Source organism: Glaesserella parasuis, assembly GCF_017352235.1.
Lineage (GTDB): Bacteria > Pseudomonadota > Gammaproteobacteria > Enterobacterales > Pasteurellaceae > Glaesserella > Glaesserella parasuis.
The window spans coordinates 1,905,001-1,924,765 of sequence record NZ_CP071487.1 but is presented as its reverse complement, the minus strand read 5'-3'; the positions used below and the strand labels follow the sequence as shown (position 1 = coordinate 1,924,765).

The 19,765-nt window shown below is 38.3% G+C and carries 14 protein-coding genes, 2 rRNA genes and 2 pseudogenes (1 of these 18 cut by a window edge); 8 read left to right on the top strand and 10 right to left on the bottom strand.

Annotation, left to right across the window (positions count from 1 at the left end):
• Positions 1 to 30: 30 nt before the first annotated feature.
• Both pnuC and msbA read right to left on the bottom strand, forming a co-directional pair.
• Positions 31 to 714, bottom strand: coding sequence for a nicotinamide riboside transporter PnuC (pnuC, locus tag J1G47_RS09735; RefSeq protein WP_005710383.1), 684 nt, complete (start codon positions 712 to 714; stop codon positions 31 to 33).
• A 139-nt stretch (positions 715 to 853) separates the two neighbouring features.
• Entirely contained in the window at positions 854 to 2,635 is a 1,782-nt protein-coding gene (msbA, locus tag J1G47_RS09730) for a lipid A ABC transporter ATP-binding protein/permease MsbA (protein ID WP_207326608.1), read from the bottom strand.
• Between the two features lie 218 nt (positions 2,636 to 2,853).
• Between msbA and sppA the strand changes: the two genes are divergently transcribed.
• The 6 genes from sppA to J1G47_RS09700 all read left to right on the top strand — a co-directional run bounded on the left by sppA (position 2,854) and on the right by J1G47_RS09700 (position 10,080).
• The gene (gene sppA, locus J1G47_RS09725; RefSeq protein ID WP_207326607.1) at positions 2,854 to 4,719 is read left to right on the top strand and encodes a signal peptide peptidase SppA; all 1,866 of its coding nucleotides are present in this window, start codon (positions 2,854 to 2,856) and stop codon (positions 4,717 to 4,719) included.
• A gap of 134 nt (positions 4,720 to 4,853) precedes the next feature.
• Positions 4,854 to 5,936, top strand: a complete 1,083-nt coding sequence (locus J1G47_RS09720) for a RodZ domain-containing protein (RefSeq protein ID WP_015940071.1) — start codon at positions 4,854 to 4,856, stop codon at positions 5,934 to 5,936.
• 1 nt (position 5,937) lies between these two features.
• Entirely contained in the window at positions 5,938 to 7,047 is a 1,110-nt protein-coding gene (gene ispG / locus J1G47_RS09715; protein WP_005710374.1) for a flavodoxin-dependent (E)-4-hydroxy-3-methylbut-2-enyl-diphosphate synthase, read from the top strand.
• 7 nt (positions 7,048 to 7,054) lie between these two features.
• Positions 7,055 to 8,017, top strand: coding sequence for a DNA cytosine methyltransferase (locus J1G47_RS09710; RefSeq protein WP_005710372.1), 963 nt, complete (start codon positions 7,055 to 7,057; stop codon positions 8,015 to 8,017).
• The gene (locus tag J1G47_RS09705) at positions 8,014 to 9,081 is read left to right on the top strand and encodes a hypothetical protein (RefSeq protein ID WP_005710371.1); all 1,068 of its coding nucleotides are present in this window, start codon (positions 8,014 to 8,016) and stop codon (positions 9,079 to 9,081) included. The genes J1G47_RS09710 and J1G47_RS09705 overlap by 4 nt, the downstream gene beginning before the upstream one ends.
• 9 nt (positions 9,082 to 9,090) lie before the next feature.
• On the top strand, positions 9,091 to 10,080 hold the full coding sequence (locus J1G47_RS09700) for a 2-hydroxyacid dehydrogenase (protein ID WP_112063083.1): 990 nt from the start codon (positions 9,091 to 9,093) through the stop codon (positions 10,078 to 10,080).
• A gap of 94 nt (positions 10,081 to 10,174) precedes the next feature.
• Here the strand turns inward: J1G47_RS09700 and cpdA are convergent, their stop codons facing one another.
• The 5 genes and pseudogenes from cpdA to J1G47_RS09675 form a co-directional block, all read right to left on the bottom strand.
• Positions 10,175 to 11,005, bottom strand: a complete 831-nt coding sequence (gene cpdA, locus J1G47_RS09695; RefSeq protein ID WP_207326606.1) for a 3',5'-cyclic-AMP phosphodiesterase — start codon at positions 11,003 to 11,005, stop codon at positions 10,175 to 10,177.
• A gap of 202 nt (positions 11,006 to 11,207) precedes the next feature.
• Positions 11,208 to 11,841 (bottom strand): annotated as a pseudogene (locus J1G47_RS09690) (hypothetical protein).
• Between the two features lie 7 nt (positions 11,842 to 11,848).
• A complete protein-coding gene (gene cysB / locus J1G47_RS09685; RefSeq protein WP_075592125.1) occupies positions 11,849 to 12,832 on the bottom strand; it encodes an HTH-type transcriptional regulator CysB in 984 nt (327 codons plus the stop codon).
• Between the two features lie 17 nt (positions 12,833 to 12,849).
• Positions 12,850 to 13,524 carry a pyrimidine 5'-nucleotidase gene (gene yjjG, locus J1G47_RS09680; RefSeq protein WP_010786074.1) on the bottom strand — a complete coding sequence of 225 codons (675 nt, stop codon included), beginning with the start codon at positions 13,522 to 13,524 and terminating at the stop codon, positions 12,850 to 12,852.
• Between the two features lie 21 nt (positions 13,525 to 13,545).
• Positions 13,546 to 14,442, bottom strand: a complete 897-nt coding sequence (locus J1G47_RS09675; RefSeq protein ID WP_015940068.1) for a transcriptional regulator GcvA — start codon at positions 14,440 to 14,442, stop codon at positions 13,546 to 13,548.
• Positions 14,443 to 14,882: 440 nt separating this feature from the next.
• Between J1G47_RS09675 and J1G47_RS09670 the strand changes: the two genes are divergently transcribed.
• Both J1G47_RS09670 and J1G47_RS09665 read left to right on the top strand, forming a co-directional pair.
• On the top strand, positions 14,883 to 15,902 hold the full coding sequence (locus J1G47_RS09670; protein ID WP_035497241.1) for a branched-chain amino acid aminotransferase: 1,020 nt from the start codon (positions 14,883 to 14,885) through the stop codon (positions 15,900 to 15,902).
• A 68-nt stretch (positions 15,903 to 15,970) separates the two neighbouring features.
• The gene (locus J1G47_RS09665) at positions 15,971 to 16,315 is read left to right on the top strand and encodes a RidA family protein (protein ID WP_005710362.1); all 345 of its coding nucleotides are present in this window, start codon (positions 15,971 to 15,973) and stop codon (positions 16,313 to 16,315) included.
• Positions 16,316 to 16,393: 78 nt separating this feature from the next.
• Here J1G47_RS09665 and J1G47_RS09660 read toward each other — a convergent pair.
• The 3 genes and pseudogenes from J1G47_RS09660 to J1G47_RS09650 form a co-directional block, all read right to left on the bottom strand.
• A pseudogene (locus J1G47_RS09660) lies at positions 16,394 to 17,363 on the bottom strand (transposase).
• Between the two features lie 105 nt (positions 17,364 to 17,468).
• A 5S ribosomal RNA gene (gene rrf / locus J1G47_RS09655) occupies positions 17,469 to 17,584 on the bottom strand.
• A 302-nt stretch (positions 17,585 to 17,886) separates the two neighbouring features.
• Positions 17,887 to 19,765: ribosomal RNA gene (locus tag J1G47_RS09650) — 23S ribosomal RNA — on the bottom strand; it runs 1,138 nt beyond the window's last position.

The following is a 19,765-nucleotide window of genomic DNA, read 5'->3' as shown; positions in this document are numbered from 1 at the left end:
CAACCTTTGATTTATAAGAGATTTTATTTATTAGGCTTTTTGTAGTTTTGTCCAGTTATAATACCCATAAAGGGAATTTAATAAATATGCAGAATACATTATGTACATTGATGGATTTTCAGCCCAAAGAACGATAGAGAGAATATTTAAGGCAATCCATAATAGCCACTGTTCACGATAACGTAGTAACATTAATGCTTGAGCCGCAACCACAATAATTGTAGTTAAACCATCTAAACCTGTCGAACTGCCACCAGCGGCCTTCAAGGCTTGAACCAATAATAATGTTCCAATAACCATAAAAGTTAATAATCCAGTCCATCCCTTAATAGTTAATGCTTTTGTGATCACCGCCTCACTTCCTTCGGCTTTTTGCATATTTTGTTTCCAAAGGAAATAGCCTATAAATTGCGCAGGGATATAAACATAGAGCGTTGTATTCATTTCACCAAGGAAATTTGCCCCCCATGCAACGTAGAAATAGCTGTATGCAAAAATTAAACCAAAGAAATAATTACTGATTTTTCCTTTACCAACAAAAACATTACAGATAATACCTGAAATACCTGCCACCATTCCAATGATAGAATCGGGGTAGTAAATATATACGCCAATTTGAGCTGCAATAAATAAGAAAAGCCAAGCTACCTCAAAGGGTTTCCAGCCACTAAAAAATTCTTCTTTTAATTGGTTTATAAGTATTGGATAATTCATAATAACTCCTAGAATATAGTCTGATTTCTTGTATTCTACCTAAATTTTGTAAGAAATGTATAACATAAATTATATTTCTGAGAACTAGCTCACAAAATTTACTATTCAACCTAATCTCTCTAAATTATTAGAATGTATATTATTCACTAAATTGCATTTGATATAGCTGTTTATAAGCACCACCTTTTTCCAGCAAGACTTTGTGTGATCCTCGTTCGATAATATCTCCCTGATCCACCACTAAAATCTCATCGGCGTTTTCAATGGTAGACAAACGGTGAGCAATCACTAAAACAGTGCGATCTTTTTGTAGTTCATCAAGGGCTGCTTGAATTGCACGCTCTGATTCGGTATCTAACGCTGAAGTAGCTTCATCTAAGACTAAAACAGGCGAATTTCTTAATAAGGCACGGGCAATCGCCAAACGCTGACGCTGTCCACCAGATAGACTTACCCCGTTTTCACCAATTACTGTATCCAAGCCTTGTGGCATTTTTTCGATAAATTCCATCGCATAAGCGGCTTTAGCTGCAGCTTCGATCTGCTCACGACTGTATTTGTCTTTAGCTGCATAGGCAATGTTATTCGCAATGGTGTCGTTAAATAGATGAACCTGTTGAGAAACAATTGCACACTGTTCACGCAAATTGTTTAAGGTGTACTCTTGAATTTTATGATCATCAAGATAAATATTGCCCGAATCAATTTCATAAAAACGGGTAATCAAATTCGCAATGGTCGATTTCCCTGAGCCTGAACGCCCAACTAACGCTAAGGTTTTCCCTGCAGGTAAATTAAACGAGATATTTTTTAAAGCGGGTTGTTCTTTACCAAAATAAGTAAAGGTAACGTTTTCAAAACGAATGTCGCCTTTGGCTCGTTCAATTTGATAAGTGCCTTCATTTTTTTCTGTTGGTAAATCAAATAAGGTAAAGAGCGTTTGGCTTGCCGCCATTCCTCGTTGGAACTGGGCATTAACGTTGGTTAAGGTTTTCAATGGACGTAGAATTCCCATCAACGCCCCGATAACCGCAGCAAATTCCCCTGCCGTTAAATCATCACCAATAATTTCAGGCGAACCTGCGACAAAAAGCACCACCGCTAAGGCTAGAGAAGCGATCACTTGAATAATTGGATCGGCAATCGTACTTGCTGCCATCATTTTCATTCCTTTGCGACGCATATCGTTACTGGTATGGTTGAAGCGTTCTTCTTCGACTTTCTGTCCGCCAAACGATAACACCACTTTATGTCCACGCAACATCTGTTCGGCACTTTCGGTCATGCTTCCCATAGATTCTTGCATATTACGGCTGAGTTTACGAAAGCGTTTTGACACAACTCGGATTAATACCGCAATCACAGGACCAATGATGAAAAGAACAAGGGATAAACGCCAGCTATAATAAAACATTGTTATGACGAGAAAGACAATGTAGATCCCTTCTCGGACCACGCTTTGCAACGCATTTGCCGAAGAACTTGCTACTTGCTCAGAATCATAGGTAATACGGGAAAGTAATCTTCCTGAAGAGTTTTGGTCAAAAAATGTTACAGGCATAAACATTAAATGCTTAAATACTTTTTGACGCATTGTCATCACAACTTTACCAGACACCCACGCCAAACAGTAGGCAGAAATAAAGCTGGTGATACCACGAGCAAAAATTAAGCCTACGACAATAAATGCCATCACTTTTAAAAAGTTACGATCAGAGTCAACGCCAAAGCCTTCATCAATCAAAGGTTTAAGCATTGTGATCAAGTATGCATCGGCAGCAGCGTTAAATATCATTGCCACCATTGCCACAATAATCCCTATTTTAAAAAGGGAAATCATAGGCCATAGGCGTTTAAATGTCTGCCAAGTAGAGTGGTCTTGAGTTATATCATCAAGAGAAAAAGGATTTTTATTTGCCATTTTTTATACTTTCTGATCAATCATAGTTTCCCCATTCTAAAACTAAATGTTCATTCTGCCAAATATTCATTTCAAAGAAAAAATCAGATAGAATTATTAAAGAGACATATTTCTATCTATGCTTACAAAAGCACAATCAAATCTAGTTTTTGAAAGGATTATATTTCCTTACTATTTTATGATGGCTTAATAGCCCTCTTCACTTCTAAGGATTTTTTATGCTACATCTACTCAAAGGGGCTTATCGTCTATTTCGTTGTATTCGAGAATTTGTGATAAGTCTGGTATTTATTTTATTTGTGATGTTAGGGTTTGCTTTTATGGCGTTATGGTCAAGTGATGCTGCTAACAGCAAAACACCTGTCGAATTTAGTAAAGGGGCTTTATTGCTCAATTTAGATGGTTATTTAGCGGATAATCACGATGAATTTAGTGATTTTAACCGCTTTTTACGTTCTGAATTAGGCGGTAGAAATGAACCGATTAAAATATCAACCTTTGATGTAGTGCGTGCAATAAAGAAAGCACAGTATGATGAAAAAATTACAGGATTAGTGCTTGATTTAAGTTATTTTGAAGGGGGCGATATTCCTTCTTTAACCTATGTAGGCAAAGAGATTGAACGTTTTAAACAATCAAATAAACCTGTGATTGCAATCGGTGAAGGATATAGCCAACAACAGTATTACCTTGCGAGTTATGCGGATAAAATTTATCTGAACAAAGCTGGGTTTGTGGATTTACACGGTTTAAATTATTCCACACTCTATTTCAAATCGTTATTAGACAAGATTGAAGCCGTGCCGCATATTTTCCGTGTTGGAACCTATAAGTCTGCCGTTGAGCCGTTTCTGCGTGATGATATGTCGGCAGAAGCTCGTCAAAATGCTCAATTATGGCTATCTCAGTTATGGGCAAATTTCAGCAATGCGATTGCTAAAAACCGCCAGATTGATGCAAACACAATAGTGCCAGAAGCAAACCGTTTAATCGCTCAATATAAAGCTGTGAAAGGTGATGATGCTCAATATGCCTTAACGCAAAAATGGGTAACGAACGTGGCAACACATCGTCAAATTCGTCTCGACTTGATTGAGCAATTTGGTGAAGATCAAGACGGAAACTATAACCATATCGACTTTTTTGACTATTCTTTGTCGTTATCTGACCGCTTTAATGTGGTAGGCAAGGATAAAATAGCTATTGTGAATGTTGAAGGGGCGATTGTGTTAGGGGAAAGCGATGATGAAGTTGCTGGCAGTGATACGATTGTAAAATTGCTGAGAAAAGCTCGTGAAGATGATGACGTGCGAGGCGTAGTATTGCGGATTAATAGCCCAGGTGGGAGTGCAATGGCATCGGAATTAATTCGCCAAGAGGTTGAGGATTTGCAACAAGCGGGCAAACCTGTTGTGGCATCGATGGGCGGAATGGCTGCCTCAGGTGGTTACTGGATTGCGGCAACAAGTGATAAAATCATTGCAAGCCCAACTACTTTGACAGGCTCTATCGGTATTTTTGGTTTAGCTGTCAGTTTTGAGAAAACGGCGAAAAAACTAGGTGTGAATGAAGATGGTGTTAGTACATCGCCTTTTGCACAACAAACAGCATTAAAACCGCTATCAAAAGAGCAAAGTGAGTTAATTCAAATTAGCATTGAAAATGGCTACGACCGTTTCCTTGAATTAGTCAGCAAGGGGCGAAAAATGTCGAAAGGTGATGTAGATAAAGTGGCTCAAGGGCAAGTTTGGCTTGGGGAAAGTGCATTTGAAAAAGGGTTGGTTGATGAGTTGGGCGATTTTGATGATGCCTATCACGCTTTAACAATCTTAATCAATGAAAAACGTAAAGCGAAAGGGGAAACAGAAATCGAACGCTTTAGCACACAGTGGCTAATTGATGAAAGTGATGATTTGATAAGCCAAGTAATGCGTGATTTCAAATTGCAATTACAATTAAAAGCTGTTGAATGGTTGAATTTGCCTTTGCCTCAACAAACTCAGCAACAGCTTGGTATGTTGGCAAAATTTAATGATCCTAAGCAGAGTTATCTCTACTGTTTAAATTGTGGTAGTGTGAAGTAGTTGAATGAACGAGACAAATAGCGTTCGTATACTCTAGCTAATTTAGGGAAATTCACTTTGATTAATGAATTGAGGATTGCAAAACAAGCTATACCTCTTTAAACTTCTCACCTAATTTTTATATAGAAAAAGCAATGACAATGACGGAAACAATGACACTTTCTTTAGGACAACAGCTAAAAAATGCTCGTGAAGCATTAAATTTGACGATTGAGGACGTGGCTCGAAAAACAAATCTGAAAAAAAGCCACCTCGAAGCGATAGAGAATGATATTTTTATTTTGCCAAGCGTGCCACCAGCTTTCGTGCGTGGTTATGTGCGTAATTATGTGCGTTTTCTGCGTTTGCCTGAAACCCTTGTAAATTCAGTGAATTACGGTGAAGTGACAATTCCAAAAGAAGTCCGAAAAGCTGCACCGATTGCGGTTAAAAACCATAAGTCGCAAATGCGTTGGGTAAAAGGGCTGACGTGGATTGTGTTGTTAAGTGCCGTTGGTATGACGTTGGCTTGGTGGTGGCAAGAGCATCAGAAAGATCAGGCTAACCGTGAGCAGTTGATTGTGAATACCACAGAAGCAACGGCTAAAGTTGTCGAAGAGCCTCAAGTGACACCGGTTGAACCGCAACCAACCCCAGCAGAAGTTCCGCAAGCGGTAACATTGCCTGCTAAAAATGCAGAACCTGCAACACCTGCAACAGTAGCAGAAAGCCGCACGCCTGTTGCTGTAGAGCAAGCTGAGCTAGTTCAATCTGTGCAAACTGAGCCTGTGCTTACACAAACAGAAGTCACACCTCCCGTTCAAACAGGTAGCTCAAGAATTTCAATGGTTATTTCGCCTAATTCAGGAAGTGTTGCAGCACAGGTTCCGACAGAGGTAGCTGCTCTAACAGAAACTGAGCAGGCGGTTAATGTTTTACAAGCAATGCAAACAGAAGCAAGCAATCAAGCGGAAGAACCTACACAAACGGCAGTAGAGGAAGAACTGCGGATTGAGATTACGGGGGCTGAAAGTTGGATTACTGTGCGTACTGCACAAAACAAACGCTTAGCAGAAAGACTTTATAAGGCAGGTGAAGTATTAAGTTTTAACGATAACGAACAATATCGTTTAACTGTGGGGGCGCCTGCTAACGTCAAAATTTATTACAAAGGGCAAGTTGTTCCACTGAAAGTAGATGGACGAGTTGCACGTTTCAAATTACCTTTAGCGGAATAATATGTTAAAAGAACCACCTATTAAGCGTCGTCAATCGACCAAAATTTATGTCGGTAATGTGCCTGTGGGGGGCGATGCACCGATTGCTGTTCAATCAATGACGAACACACGAACCACAGATGTGGAAGCGACTGTAGCACAAATCAAAGCTCTTGAGCGTGTCGGGGCGGATATTGTGCGAGTGTCTGTGCCAACAATGGACGCAGCAGAAGCCTTTAAATTGATAAAACAGCAGGTAAAAGTACCGCTTGTCGCAGATATTCACTTTGACTACCGTATTGCGTTGAAAGTGGCGGAATATGGTGTGGATTGCTTGCGTATCAATCCAGGTAATATCGGCAAGGAAGAGCGTATTCGTGCGGTGGTGGACTGTGCGAGAGATAAAAATATTCCTATTCGTATCGGGGTAAATGCAGGCTCTCTTGAAAAAGATATTCAAGAGAAATTCGGTGAGCCAACGCCAGAAGCCCTGTTAGAGTCAGCACTTCGCCACGTTGAGATCTTAGATCGTCTTAACTTCGATCAATTTAAAGTGAGTGTGAAAGCGTCCGATGTCTTTTTAGCCGTCGAATCTTACCGCTTGTTAGCTAAAGCGATCAAACAACCGATCCATTTAGGCATTACGGAAGCAGGCGGTGCAAGAGCAGGGGCTGTGAAATCAGCAATCGGTTTAGGTTTATTACTTTCAGAGGGGATCGGTGATACGCTTCGTGTTTCATTAGCCGCAGATCCTGTTGAAGAGATCAAAGTGGGCTTTGATATTCTAAAATCATTGCGTATCCGTTCTCGTGGGATCAACTTTATCGCTTGCCCAACTTGCTCTCGTCAAGAATTTGATGTGATCGGCACGGTCAATGCCCTTGAACAACGTTTGGAAGATATTATTACACCGATGGACGTATCCATTATCGGCTGTGTGGTGAATGGTCCGGGTGAAGCGTTAGTGTCTGATCTTGGCGTGACCGGCTCAAATAAAATGAGCGGTTTTTATCTTGATGGCGTTCGTCAAAAAGAGCGTTTTGACAATGATAAATTGATCGACCAACTCGAAGCGAAAATTCGAGCAAGAGTGGCAGAACAGCATAATCGCATTGATATTGTTCAAGTGTAAGGGATATATGAGTAAGAAATTCCGAGTTATTTCGTTATTCTCTGGAGCTGGAGGGTTGGATTTAGGATTTAAAGGTGGGTTTGACTTTTTAAATAAAAGATACGATGAAAATCCCTTCGAAGTGGTTTGGGCGAACGATATTAATGAAAAAGCTTGTAAGACTTTAAAACATAATTTCCCTGAAACTCCCGTAGTATGTGGAGATATTACACTAGTTGATAAAAGTACATTGCCTGAAGCTGATGTTGTTCTAGGTGGGTTTCCTTGTCAAGATTTTAGCTTAGCTGGAAAGCGACAAGGATTAGCGGTTGAACGTGGAAATCTTTATCTCAGTATGGTTGATGTTGTAGATAAGGTAAAGCCTAAACTATTTTTAGCTGAAAATGTGAAAGGATTGCTTACATGGCAAAATGGTTTAGCTATAAATACTATTGTCGAAGATTTTGGAAAGATTGGCTATAAAATTAAATACCAACTATTGAATACAGCTAATTATGGTGTTCCTCAAACTCGAGAAAGGGTAATAATTGTCGGTGTTCGCAATGATTTGACATCAGAATTTTTCTTTCCCCGAGAAACTCATTCAGATAGCGAGGATTTATTTCAATCTACAGAAAAATGGGTTGATTTAAAAAGGGCAATCGGTGATTTAGAAAATGATGAAAAACATTTTTCTCTACCAAATAGTGGCTATTCTAAAGCTAAGTTATTTCAAGGAACTCAAGGAAACACCAAAACAAAAGCGGATCGCCCAGGTCCAACAATGAGGGCTGAGCATCATGGAAATATTGAATTTCACTATAGCTTGCCGAGGAGGCTCTCTGCTAGAGAGGCAGCTCGTATTCAGTCGTTCCCAGATAACTTTGAGTTTTTAAATTCGACGACTGATGCTTATAGGCAGGTAGGCAATGCAGTAGCCCCTGTATTTGCATGGCATCTTGCTCAATCTGTAAAGGAAACCCTGAAATGATTTATACTACAGCGGATATAAATGAAAAACAGAAATTTGAAGAGTTATTAGATAAAACTCGTGATCTGGTACTAAAAAATTTAGATCCATCAATAAATTCAGGGAACAAATTTGAAAGTTTGGTTTTTAACTGTATGCAAGTTTGTGCTGATGGTACTTTATTTAAAGGGAATTTATATCGTACAGCAGACAGAGATTTCCCTGATATTGTTATAAATAATTACTGGGGAGTTGAGGTTAAATTTACTAAGGATGATAAATGGAAGTCCATAGGCAATAGTGTACTTGAATCGTCTAGAATTGAGTGTGTAAAGAAAATTTATATGTTCTTTGGTAAGTGTGGAGGAATACCCGATATTAAGTACAGAACTTATGAGGATTGTTTATTTGGAATTTCTGTTACTCATTATCCTAGATATGAAATAGATATGAATTTACCGAAAGGTGAATCTATTTTTGACTTAATGAATATATCATATGATGAATTAAGAAATCAGGAACAACCAGTTAAATCTATTAAGAAATATTATAAATCTAAGTTAGGAAAAGATAATTCACTATGGTGGATTGATGAGGAAAGTACTTTTAGTAGAAATTTTGAAATTATTGATTTTACAAACTTAGAAAAAGAGCAAAAACGAGATCTTATTGCTGAGGGATTTATCCTTTACCCTGAAGTTTTTAATTCAAATTATTCGAGACTATGTGCATTTTGGGTTTCTTACTATTCTATTATTTGTCCAAATATGAGAGATCAATATTCTGCAGGAGGAAAAAAGAGAATAGAGGATATTGATGAAGATCTAAAATTTATTTTTAAAGTTTTAGGTACTCATGAATTATCTAAACTACACTATAATTTTTTGTTTAAGTATGTGGCTCGTATTAAACATATATTGAATTGTATTGATTTATCTTTAGTTTCTGAATGTTGGGACACTAGCTTAACAAATAGATATGAGATGATTAGAATATGGAAAGAAAAAATAGATAAATATACTCCTCAAGAATTCTCAATAAAACTATCTAATGCATTTGAATTAGTGAATGATAAACTTATTTAGGAAAGCACAATGAAAGTCGCCGTTTTTAGTACCAAAAATTATGATCGAAAATACCTCGAAATAGCTAATCAACAATACCATTTTGAGTTTGAATTTTTTGATTTTATGCTCAATGAGCGTACAGCTAAAATGGCGGAAGGTTGCGATGTTGTTTGTATTTTTGTAAATGACGATGGTAGCCGAGCAGTGCTTGAGAAACTGGCAAAAGTGGGCGTGAAAATGATCGCTTTGCGTTGTGCAGGCTTTAATAATGTAGACTTACAAGCAGCCAAAGAACTTGGTATTCAAGTTGTTTGCGTACCTGCGTATTCCCCTGAAGCTGTGGCTGAACATACCGTTGGCTTAATGATGACATTAAACCGCCGTATTCATCGTGCTTACCAACGTACCCGTGAAGCAAACTTCTCTCTTGAAGGGCTAATCGGATTTAATATGTACAAACGTACCGTTGGAGTGATTGGCACAGGGAAAATTGGTATTGCAACAACGCGAATTTTAAAAGGCTTTGGAATGAATATTCTTGCCTTTGACCCATTTAAAAATCCTATTGTGGAAGAAATTGGGGCAAAATATGTCACACTTGATGAACTTTATGCTAAGTCCGATGTGATAACCCTACATTGCCCAGCTACGCCAGAGAACTATCATCTGTTGAATAAAGAGGCTTTTGACAAAATGAAAGACGGCGTGATGATCATCAATACCAGCCGTGGTTCATTAATTGATACTCCTGAAGCGATTGAAGCATTAAAACGTCGTAAAATCGGTGCGTTAGGTATGGACGTTTATGAAAACGAACGTGATCTTTTCTTTGAAGATAAATCAAATGAAGTGATTTTAGATGATGTTTTCCGCCGTTTGTCTTCTTGCCATAACGTGCTTTTAACAGGGCATCAAGCATTTTTAACAGAAGAAGCATTGATGAATATCTCAGATGTGACACTGTATAATATCTGCTGTTTACAAAAAGGGGGACACTGCGAAAATCAAATTGAATAGAAATAGAATACAAAATAATTGAGAATAAATATTTCTAACAACTGTTTGTCTATTACTCCTAATCTTAATGGCTGCTTAAAAAGGATAAATTTCTCTAGTATCCCAATGCTTTAAAATTGGGTAAAAAATTGTTGTTATCTAAACGCTTTACCACAGTATCAATAGAGCCATCAATATTTAAACAAAGCTCACGCCACCACCCTTGAGGAATCGCATCTAATGTGAAATCATTACAATGTGGTTTGAATTGTATACACGTTGAAGGCGTTGATAATATACGATACCCATTCCATTGAGCATCAACCTCTTGATGAATATGCCCATGTACAATAGCCTTCACTTTCGGAAAAGCTTTTAATGTAGCAAGTAGATCATTTACATTAGAAAGGCTATGCTGATCAAGCCATGCTGAATTTGTTGGCAGAATATTATGGTGTAAAACAATTAAAGAATATCGTTCAGGATGGACTTCCAACTTTCTTTTTAAAAAAGCAAGCTCAGAAGACTCTAATCTACCTTTAGGGCTATCTTGAATATGGCTATCAAGAAGAATTATCTGCCAATGATCACCAACTAAAATATGCTTTTCAGGTTTAATTTGAGAATAAATAGACAAAGCATTACGCATCTGTGGTTGTAAATCATGATTTCCAGCTACCCAGAAGAGTGGTTTAACCAACGGTTTAACCATTTTTGCAAAACGATGATATGCCTCTCGATTATGGTCTTGAACAAGATCGCCTGTTGCAAGAATCAAGTCATACTCAAATGATTCTTTCATGATCATATTAAGCACAGCTTGAAAACTTTGAGTGGTATTAACCCCTAATAGTTCACAAGTATCTGATGCAAATAAATGTGAATCGGTAATTTGTAAAATCCGAATTATTGGAGAGCTTAAGGGAAATATATAACTATCGTCCATAATACTAAAGGTTCAAAGAAAAGCCATAAGATGGATAAGCAACTACTCTACTGATTTCCCAAACGTTGTCATCAAGAAAAATAGAAAAATGTGACATCTCCTACACTTTTCACAAAAATTTACATTGCTTAATAATTTTTTGCAACTCTAATATATTACATATATGTCAATAATGATTAATCAGAACTAGTGTTAGTTAAAATTAGTTCAAAAAACTATCAAAAATTAACTCATAATTATCCCCATCCCTATTATAAGAAATATAACGAGGAAATTTTTTCACCTGAAAATTTCTTCACTATAATCTGTTTAGCACCCGTTTTGAATCTGTAAGTTATTTCCTCAACGTCTATTTCTCCTATTCTAAGAATAGCTCTAGATTCATTTACAATCGTATCCTTATGTGGATAAAGTTTTTTACCATTTGTCGTTTGAAAATTATACGGTAATACTCCATAATAGCTGAGTTGAAATGCAATAGAAAATAAATCAAACGTTGGTAAAGTTAAGATCTCCTGTTTAAGTGGTTCTACTACTTTCCCGTATTGAATTACTGTTCCCTTAACCTCTGCCTTAGCATAAGTTTTCCCATTTCTTATATCTTGGTAATTCAACATATTAAATTGTTTACCTTGTATTTTACCACCTGTATTAAATACTATATTATATAAAGGAATGTTAATTTTAGATATTATTGAATAATATTCATCACTCTTTTTAAAATGGATATATGTTGGCATTATATAATTAGACTTATACTTGATATGAAACTCTTCTGCCCTTATAGATTGAACAATACAAATAAAAGAAATAATTAATACTTCTAATTTTTTAATGCATTCATTAAATTTCCTCTAAACTAACGTACTCAAAAAGCCTAGCAATCGCATTATTATCACGAAGTTGCTCAGCTTCTTCAACTTTTATTTTAGTTAAATGAGCAGAAAAATAATTGATAAAATCATACATATAATTACGTAAAAAAACACCTCGCTTAAAAGCTATTTGTGTCATACTAGATTGAAAAAGATGGCTTGCATCAATAGCAACTAAATCTTTGTCTTCCTTCGTATATGCCATAGTTGCCATAATTCCAATACCTAAGCCAGAACGAACATAGGTCTTAATAACATCAGCATCAGTAGCTGTAAATACTATTCTAGGTAGAATACCATGTTTATTAAAAGCCTTATCCAGATCTGAGCGCCCCGTAAAACCAAATGTATAAGTGATTAAATCATATTGTCCCAACTCTTCAATAGTTAATTTATTATTTCGCTTATTTAGCTTGGCCAAAGGATGATCTGGTTTTACAATCACTGAACGATTCCACATGTAACAAGGTAACAGAATAACATTTTCAAAAAGATATTGAGCCTCTGTAATAATAGCTAAATCAACCTCTCCTGCCATTAATGCATCATATATTTGTGTTGGAGATCCTTGATGAAGATGTAAACTTACGGAGGGGTATTTATTCTTAAATTTTTCAATTATCTTTGGTAATACGTAACGAGCTTGGGTATTTGTAGTTGCAATTCTGAGTATTCCCTTATGCGGACTTGTTTGCTCTTCTGCAATAGATTTAATCCCTTGGGCTTGTGCCAACATCTCCCGAGCAATTGTAATAATACGTTCCCCTGCCGGAGTAAGCGCTTTAATATGTTTTCCACATCGTTCAAAAATATGTATACCTAATTCATCTTCTAACAAACGGACTTGCTTACTAATTCCAGGCTGAGATGTATAAAGTACCTCAGCAGCTTCTGTAATATTCATATTTTGATTAACGATTTCAACAATATAGCGTAACTGCTGTAATTTCACGTATATATCCTTTATTTCTAACTTAGTACAATATTAAGTAATTGCTTTAAATCAGTAATTTCATAAGTTGGCTTAATTTCTGTATGATTAACTTCCTTGCAAGGGTTAAACCAGCAAGAATCAATACCTATTTGATTTGCACCTAAAATATCAGAAGAAAGAGTATCTCCTACCATCAATATTCTAGACTTATTTATATCTCCCATTTGTTGAAAAGCAAACTTAAAAATTCTTTCATCTGGCTTTGGCACCCCTGCAACCTCCGAACTAATCACAATATCAAAATACTTTTCTGTATTAGTATTTTCCAGACGCTTCTTTTGCAAGATTTCTAAACCATTTGTAATAATTCCCATTCTAATTATTCCAAACAATTTTTCTAATACCTCTATAGTTCCAGATAATGGTTTACTTATTACAGCCATTTTTAACATTAATTCATTATTTAAAGCTAATTCGTCTTTTCCAATTTTTTTTGCAATGTTAGAGAATCGACATATTTGAAGCTGTTCAATTGTGATTTCTTGATTTTGATATGCAAGCCACAAGGGCTTATTCACAGCTTGAAAAGCTTCATAATCATCTTGGGAAAACTCTATACCATAACAAGCTAAAACTGCTTGTAAACCTAAATATGAATTAAATGAAAATAACGTTTCATCCGCATCAAATAAAATCCACTGATACTTCATATTTCCTCTTGAGTTATTATACTACTCAGATATATTAATTTCTTTCGTAATCCAATCAACAAAATGCTGTACTTTAGGATTGTCTGATATTTGAGATGGATAAACAACATAAAATGATTTTTCATCATTTAATCCTGTAGAAAAAGGCTCAATTAAATTTCCTTGTTCTAATTCATGCTGAGCAATAGTCTTGTTGGCAATAGCAATACCTTGCTGATACAAAGCTGCTTGTAATGCCATAAATGTATGACTAAAAATTGGACCAATTTCCTCAACATCAATTTGTTCACTTAAACCAAAATATTCAATCGTTCGCTTCCATTTATTACGGCTAAATACATGCAATAATGTTTTTCCAATCAGATCTTTTGGTGATTTTAACGGATTTTCCTCTAAGAACTTAGGAGAAGCTAAAATTACTAATGGAGCTTCTGTTAAGCGAATAGATTCCACATTCTCCCATTTACCTGAACCATAATAAATAGCAACATCAATTTCTTTTCCAAGCTGAGCCTCATCTTGATCTACACCTTTAATCCTGACCTCAATATGGGGGAACCGCTCATGAAACTTACTCAACCGAGGAACAAGCCAATGCATACCAAAAGTTTGAGGCACACTAATTGTAAGAATTTGTCTATTATTTTTAGAACGAATTTTATCCGTTGCTTTAGCAATTTGCTCTAATAGCGGACGAATTTCATCAAAATATTGCAAACCAAGTTCCGTTAATTCTAACACCCTATTTTTCCGATGAAAAAGTTGAATATTTAAAAAATCTTCAAGTAATTTAATCTGATGGCTAACTGCGGCCTGGGTAACAAATAGTTCATCTGCTGCTTTCGTAAAATTAAGATGACGAGCAGCAGATTCAAATGCCTTGAGAGCATTGAGTGGCGGTAACTTTTTATTGTTCATAATTTTTACTAGAAAAAGTGAGTTTTTTAGATTACTTTTTTTGATAAATAAAATTAAAAAATCTCGTTTGTATAACTGGTCAAACATCTCTAAAATTCAGCACCATGCTTAGATGGATAGTGATAGCTGTCTTTTAGCTATTTTTGAATTTTAAGTATGATGTTGTGTTTGCATATTGGTCTAGGAAACTAGACTAGAGTAACAAAAAAGTTACTCGTTTCACTTCCTGTATATTTTGAACCTTTTGGTTTAGCTACCGCCCATGTTGGGCGGTTTTTTTATAGCAGAATTTCCTACTATTCTACCAGAATATACAAAAATTGCCACCCAAAGCCGCACTTTCGATAAAAAATCCTATTTTTTTCATTGAAAACATTCATTTTTCTTTAGAAACGTTGTAAATTTCTCATATCTCATATAAAAAAATAAAGGACACAACAATGACTAAAAATATTGACTGGGCAAACCTCGGATTTTCTTATATCAAAACAGATTATCGTTTTATTGCACATTGGAAAGAGGGTAAATGGAATGAGGGGGAATTAACTACCGACAGCACTTTACATATTCACGAAGGTTCTACTGCATTGCACTATGGTCAGCAATGTTTTGAGGGCTTGAAAGCCTATCGTTGCAAAGACGGTTCGATTAATCTTTTCCGTCCAGATCAAAACGCCAAACGTATGCAAACTACCTGTGATCGCCTTTTAATGCCACAGGTGCCAGTGGAAATGTTTATCCGTTCTTGTAAAGAGGTTGTCAAAGCAAACCAAGAATGGTTAGCACCTTATGGAACAGGAGCAACGCTTTACTTACGTCCATTTGTGATTGGTGTGGGTGAAAATATTGGCATTCGTGCTGCACCGGAATATATTTTCTCTGTCTTTTGTGTGCCTGTTGGTGCTTACTTCAAAGGTGGCTTAGCTCCAGCGAATTTCCTTGTGTCTGATTATGACCGTGCTGCACCAAACGGTACCGGCGGTGTAAAAGTGGGCGGAAACTATGCAGCAAGCCTGTTGCCTCACGAATTAGCCGTTGAGCGTAAATTCGCAGATGCAATTTACCTTGATCCAAAAACACATACTAAAATTGAAGAAGTCGGTGCGGCAAATTTCTTTGGTATTACAAAAGATAACAAATTTATTACCCCTGCTTCATCGTCTATTTTACCAAGTATCACAAAATACTCGTTACTTCATCTCGCTAAAGAGCGTTTAGGTATGGAAACGATTGAAGGCGATGTTTATATCGATCAACTAGATCAGTTTGCAGAGGCTGGTGCTTGTGGTACCGCAGCCGTAATTACCCCTATCGGTGGTATTCAAAATGGGGATAACTTCCACGTATTCTATTCTGAAACAGAAGTTGGCCCTATCACTAAACGTTTATACGCTGAATTAACCAGAATTCAATTTGGCGATGTAGAGGCACCTGAAGGCTGGATTGTCAAAGTCGAGTAATTCATTTTCAAGCAGTGAGAGAATAGCAAAAATTTGCTATCTACTCACCGCTTTCATTAGGAGAAACAATGATCCAACGATTTCAAGTCGGTAAACGCCTATCTGAAATGGCAATTTATAACGGTGTAGCCTATCTTGCAGGACAAGTCCCTGAAGATGATTCGCAAGATATGTACGGTCAAACAAAGCAAGTGTTAGCCGAAATTGATAAATGGTTAGCCCAAGCAGGCACAAATAAAAGTCGAATTTTGATGGCTCAAGTTTTTGTAAGCAATATGATTGAATTTGATGAAATGAACCGAGCTTGGGACGAATGGGTTGCTGAAGGTAATGCACCGCCAAGAGCTGCTGTTGAAGCAAAATTGGCTAACCCCAATTGGAAAGTGGAAATTGTGGTAACTGCTACCATTTAATTAGTCGTGGAAGTACAACATAATAAAACCAGTATTAAACGACCCTATCCCAAATTCTGTGTAAACACCCATTTCAACTTAACGGTGATCGTCTAGGCGATCACCAAAATCAATCATAAATCGATTCATCGCCAGTTTCCAGTTCTGAATCGGCATTGTCCATTTTTTTGATGCATCTTTAATCGCAAGCCAAATCACTTTGAAAACTGAATCATCCGTCGGGAATACATTTCGTTTTTTAATCACGCGACGAATCACGCTATTAAGCGATTCCACGGCATTCGTGGTATAAATCGCTTTACGAATATCAGCCGGATAATCAAAAAATGTGGCAATATTTGCCCAGTTATCTTCCCAGCCTTTCGCCACAAGCGGGTATTTTGCCTGCCATTTTTGCGAAAGTGCGGTCAGATTTTCGCGAGCCTGTGCTTCCGTCGGGGCCTGATAAACCTGCTTTAAATCTGCGGTGACGGCTTTGTAATCTTTCCACGAAACGAATTTCAAGCTGTTACGCACTAAATGCACAATGCAAAGCTGAAACTACGATACAATCTAGGTAAACAATTGGATAAACCGCATCAAGTGGGCGATTTTGCCATTCCATTACGCGTTCTTTCACGGCGTCGGTAACGCGAGAAATCAGGCTGCTTGACACATCCGCATCATAGAGTTCTTTGAACATTTCAACGATTTCCTGATTACTTAACCCTTTGGAATATAAGGCAATAATCTGCTCATCCATTCCTGTGATGCGGGTTTGATTTTTCTTGATAAGTTGCGGTTCAAAGGTGCCGTCACGGTCACGAGGCGTCTCAATTTCTATCTCACCTTCATCACAAATGACGGTCTTAGATGTGTAACCGTTACGTGCATTTTTACCTTTTTTAGGCTGATGTTTTTCATAACCAAGATGGTCGGTCAGTTCACCATTTAACGCAGCCTCGACGGTGATTTTCTTGAGCATCCGTGAAAATTGATTGAGGTCTTCCGGTGTTTTTAGATTTTTGGCAAATTCCGCTTCCAAGGCGTGAAGTTGTTTTTCGTTCATAATAAAATACCTGTGTCTGAATGTATTATCTCAGAAACAGGTATTTACACAAATTGTGGGAGAGGCTCGACTATCTCTAACCTGCGGTTCTTCTCTTTAATAACCCCCCGACGATGCTCTACTCTCACATGGGGAATCCCCACACTACCATCGACGTTACAGCTTTTCACTTCTGAGTTCGGTATGGAATCAGGTGGGACAACTGCACTATTGTCGTCGGGAAAATCTTTTGATGATTCTCTCTATCTTCTTTTTTCTGTTCTTTAAGGGCAAATATAATTTGCCCCTACATCTTTCTGTTCTTTAAGGGCAAATGTAATTTGCCCCTACATCTTTCTGTTCTTTAAGGGCAAATGTAATTTGCCCCTACATCTTTCTGTTCTTTAAGGGCAAATGTAATTTGCCCCTACACTATTCTAATTTCGAAACAAGCTGTTCTGAGTCTCTTTGTTTTATTTTGTTTAGTTAGTTTGTTGCTTTTATTCAGCTCTCTCACGTCTACTTCAAAAACGCTTGAGGTTGTATAGTTAAGCCTCTCGGGCAATTAGTATCTGTTAGCTCAACGGCTCACACCGCTTACACACCAGACCTATCTACGTCGTAGTCTTCAACAACCCTTACTAGCTTATAGCTAGGGAGAACTCATCTTAAGGCGAGTTTCGTGCTTAGATGCTTTCAGCACTTATCTCTTCCGCATTTAGCTACCCAGCAATGCCTCTGGCGAGACAACTGGTACACCAGTGATGCGTCCACTCCGGTCCTCTCGTACTAGGAGCAGCCCCTCTCAATTCTCCAACGCCCACGGCAGATAGGGACCGAACTGTCTCACGACGTTCTAAACCCAGCTCGCGTACCACTTTAAATGGCGAACAGCCATACCCTTGGGACCTACTTCAGCCCCAGGATGTGATGAGCCGACATCGAGGTGCCAAACACCGCCGTCGATATGAACTCTTGGGCGGTATCAGCCTGTTATCCCCGGAGTACCTTTTATCCGTTGAGCGATGGCCCTTCCATTCAGAACCACCGGATCACTATGACCTGCTTTCGCACCTGCTCGACTTGTCTGTCTCGCAGTTAAGCTTGCTTATACCATTGCACTAACCTCACGATGTCCGACCGTGATTAGCAAACCTTCGTGCTCCTCCGTTACGCTTTGGGAGGAGACCGCCCCAGTCAAACTACCCACCAGACACTGTCCGAGACCACGTTTCGTAATCTTCGTTAGAACATCAAACGTTAAAGGGTGGTATTTCAAGGACGACTCCACAAGCACTGGCGTGCCTGCTTCTAAGTCTCCCACCTATCCTACACATCAAAATTCAATGTTCAGTGTCAAGCTATAGTAAAGGTTCACGGGGTCTTTCCGTCTAGCCGCGGGTACACCGCATCTTCACGGCGATTTCAATTTCACTGAGTCTCGGGTGGAGACAGCCTGGCCATCATTATGCCATTCGTGCAGGTCGGAACTTACCCGACAAGGAATTTCGCTACCTTAGGACCGTTATAGTTACGGCCGCCGTTTACTGGGGCTTCGATCAGGAGCTTCTCTTTCGATAACACCATCAATTAACCTTCCAGCACCGGGCAGGCATCACACCCTATACGTCCACTTTCGTGTTTGCAGAGTGCTGTGTTTTTAATAAACAGTTGCAGCCAGCTGGTATCTTCGACTGGTTCAGCCTTCGGAGGTATACTCTTACAACCTACGCCAGCGCACCTTCTCCCGAAGTTACGGTGCTATTTTGCCTAGTTCCTTCACCCGAGTTCTCTCAAGCGCCTGAGTATTCTCTACCTGACCACCTGTGTCGGTTTTCAGTACGGTTTAGTAAAGCCTTTCGCTTAGTGGCTTTTCCTGGAAGCGTGGTATCAGTTACTTCATTTCCGTAGAAACTCGTCATCATCTCTCAGTGTTATGGAAGTCCGGATTTGCCTAAACTTCCCACCTACCAACTTAAACAGACATCCAACAGTCTGCTAACCTAACCTTCTCCGTCCCCACATCGCAGCTTTACCAAGTACGGGAATATTAACCCGTTTCCCATCGACTACGCTTTTCAGCCTCGCCTTAGGGGCCGACTCACCCTGCCCCGATTAACGTTGGACAGGAACCCTTGGTCTTCCGGCGAACGAGTTTTTCACTCGTTTTATCGTTACTTATGTCAGCATTCGCACTTGTGATATCTCCAGCATACTTCTCAATACACCTTCATCGACTTACACAACGCTCCCCTACCCAACAGGCGTATCACAAATATTCCTCTGATTTCTATCCGCACTTTATGCCAACTCAACGTGTTGGGTGCTTGACCAACATCTTATTCCGTTTCACTTCATTCGATGTTGTTAATCGAAGGCGTATTTGTGATACGCCTGATGCCGCAGCTTCGGTGCTATATTTT

Excerpts from the sequence above, each read along its gene's own strand:
- pnuC (WP_005710383.1), bottom strand. The coding sequence starts at position 714 with ATGAATTATCCAATACTTATAAACCAATTAAAAGAAGAATTTTTTAGT.
- msbA (WP_207326608.1), bottom strand. The coding sequence starts at position 2,635 with ATGGCAAATAAAAATCCTTTTTCTCTTGATGATATAACTCAAGACCAC.
- sppA (WP_207326607.1), top strand. The coding sequence starts at position 2,854 with ATGCTACATCTACTCAAAGGGGCTTATCGTCTATTTCGTTGTATTCGA.
- J1G47_RS09720 (WP_015940071.1), top strand. The coding sequence starts at position 4,854 with ATGACAATGACGGAAACAATGACACTTTCTTTAGGACAACAGCTAAAA.
- ispG (WP_005710374.1), top strand. The coding sequence starts at position 5,938 with ATGTTAAAAGAACCACCTATTAAGCGTCGTCAATCGACCAAAATTTAT.
- J1G47_RS09710 (WP_005710372.1), top strand. The coding sequence starts at position 7,055 with ATGAGTAAGAAATTCCGAGTTATTTCGTTATTCTCTGGAGCTGGAGGG.
- J1G47_RS09705 (WP_005710371.1), top strand. The coding sequence starts at position 8,014 with ATGATTTATACTACAGCGGATATAAATGAAAAACAGAAATTTGAAGAG.
- J1G47_RS09700 (WP_112063083.1), top strand. The coding sequence starts at position 9,091 with ATGAAAGTCGCCGTTTTTAGTACCAAAAATTATGATCGAAAATACCTC.
- cpdA (WP_207326606.1), bottom strand. The coding sequence starts at position 11,005 with ATGGACGATAGTTATATATTTCCCTTAAGCTCTCCAATAATTCGGATT.
- yjjG (WP_010786074.1), bottom strand. The coding sequence starts at position 13,524 with ATGAAGTATCAGTGGATTTTATTTGATGCGGATGAAACGTTATTTTCA.
- J1G47_RS09675 (WP_015940068.1), bottom strand. The coding sequence starts at position 14,442 with ATGAACAATAAAAAGTTACCGCCACTCAATGCTCTCAAGGCATTTGAA.
- J1G47_RS09670 (WP_035497241.1), top strand. The coding sequence starts at position 14,883 with ATGACTAAAAATATTGACTGGGCAAACCTCGGATTTTCTTATATCAAA.
- J1G47_RS09665 (WP_005710362.1), top strand. The coding sequence starts at position 15,971 with ATGATCCAACGATTTCAAGTCGGTAAACGCCTATCTGAAATGGCAATT.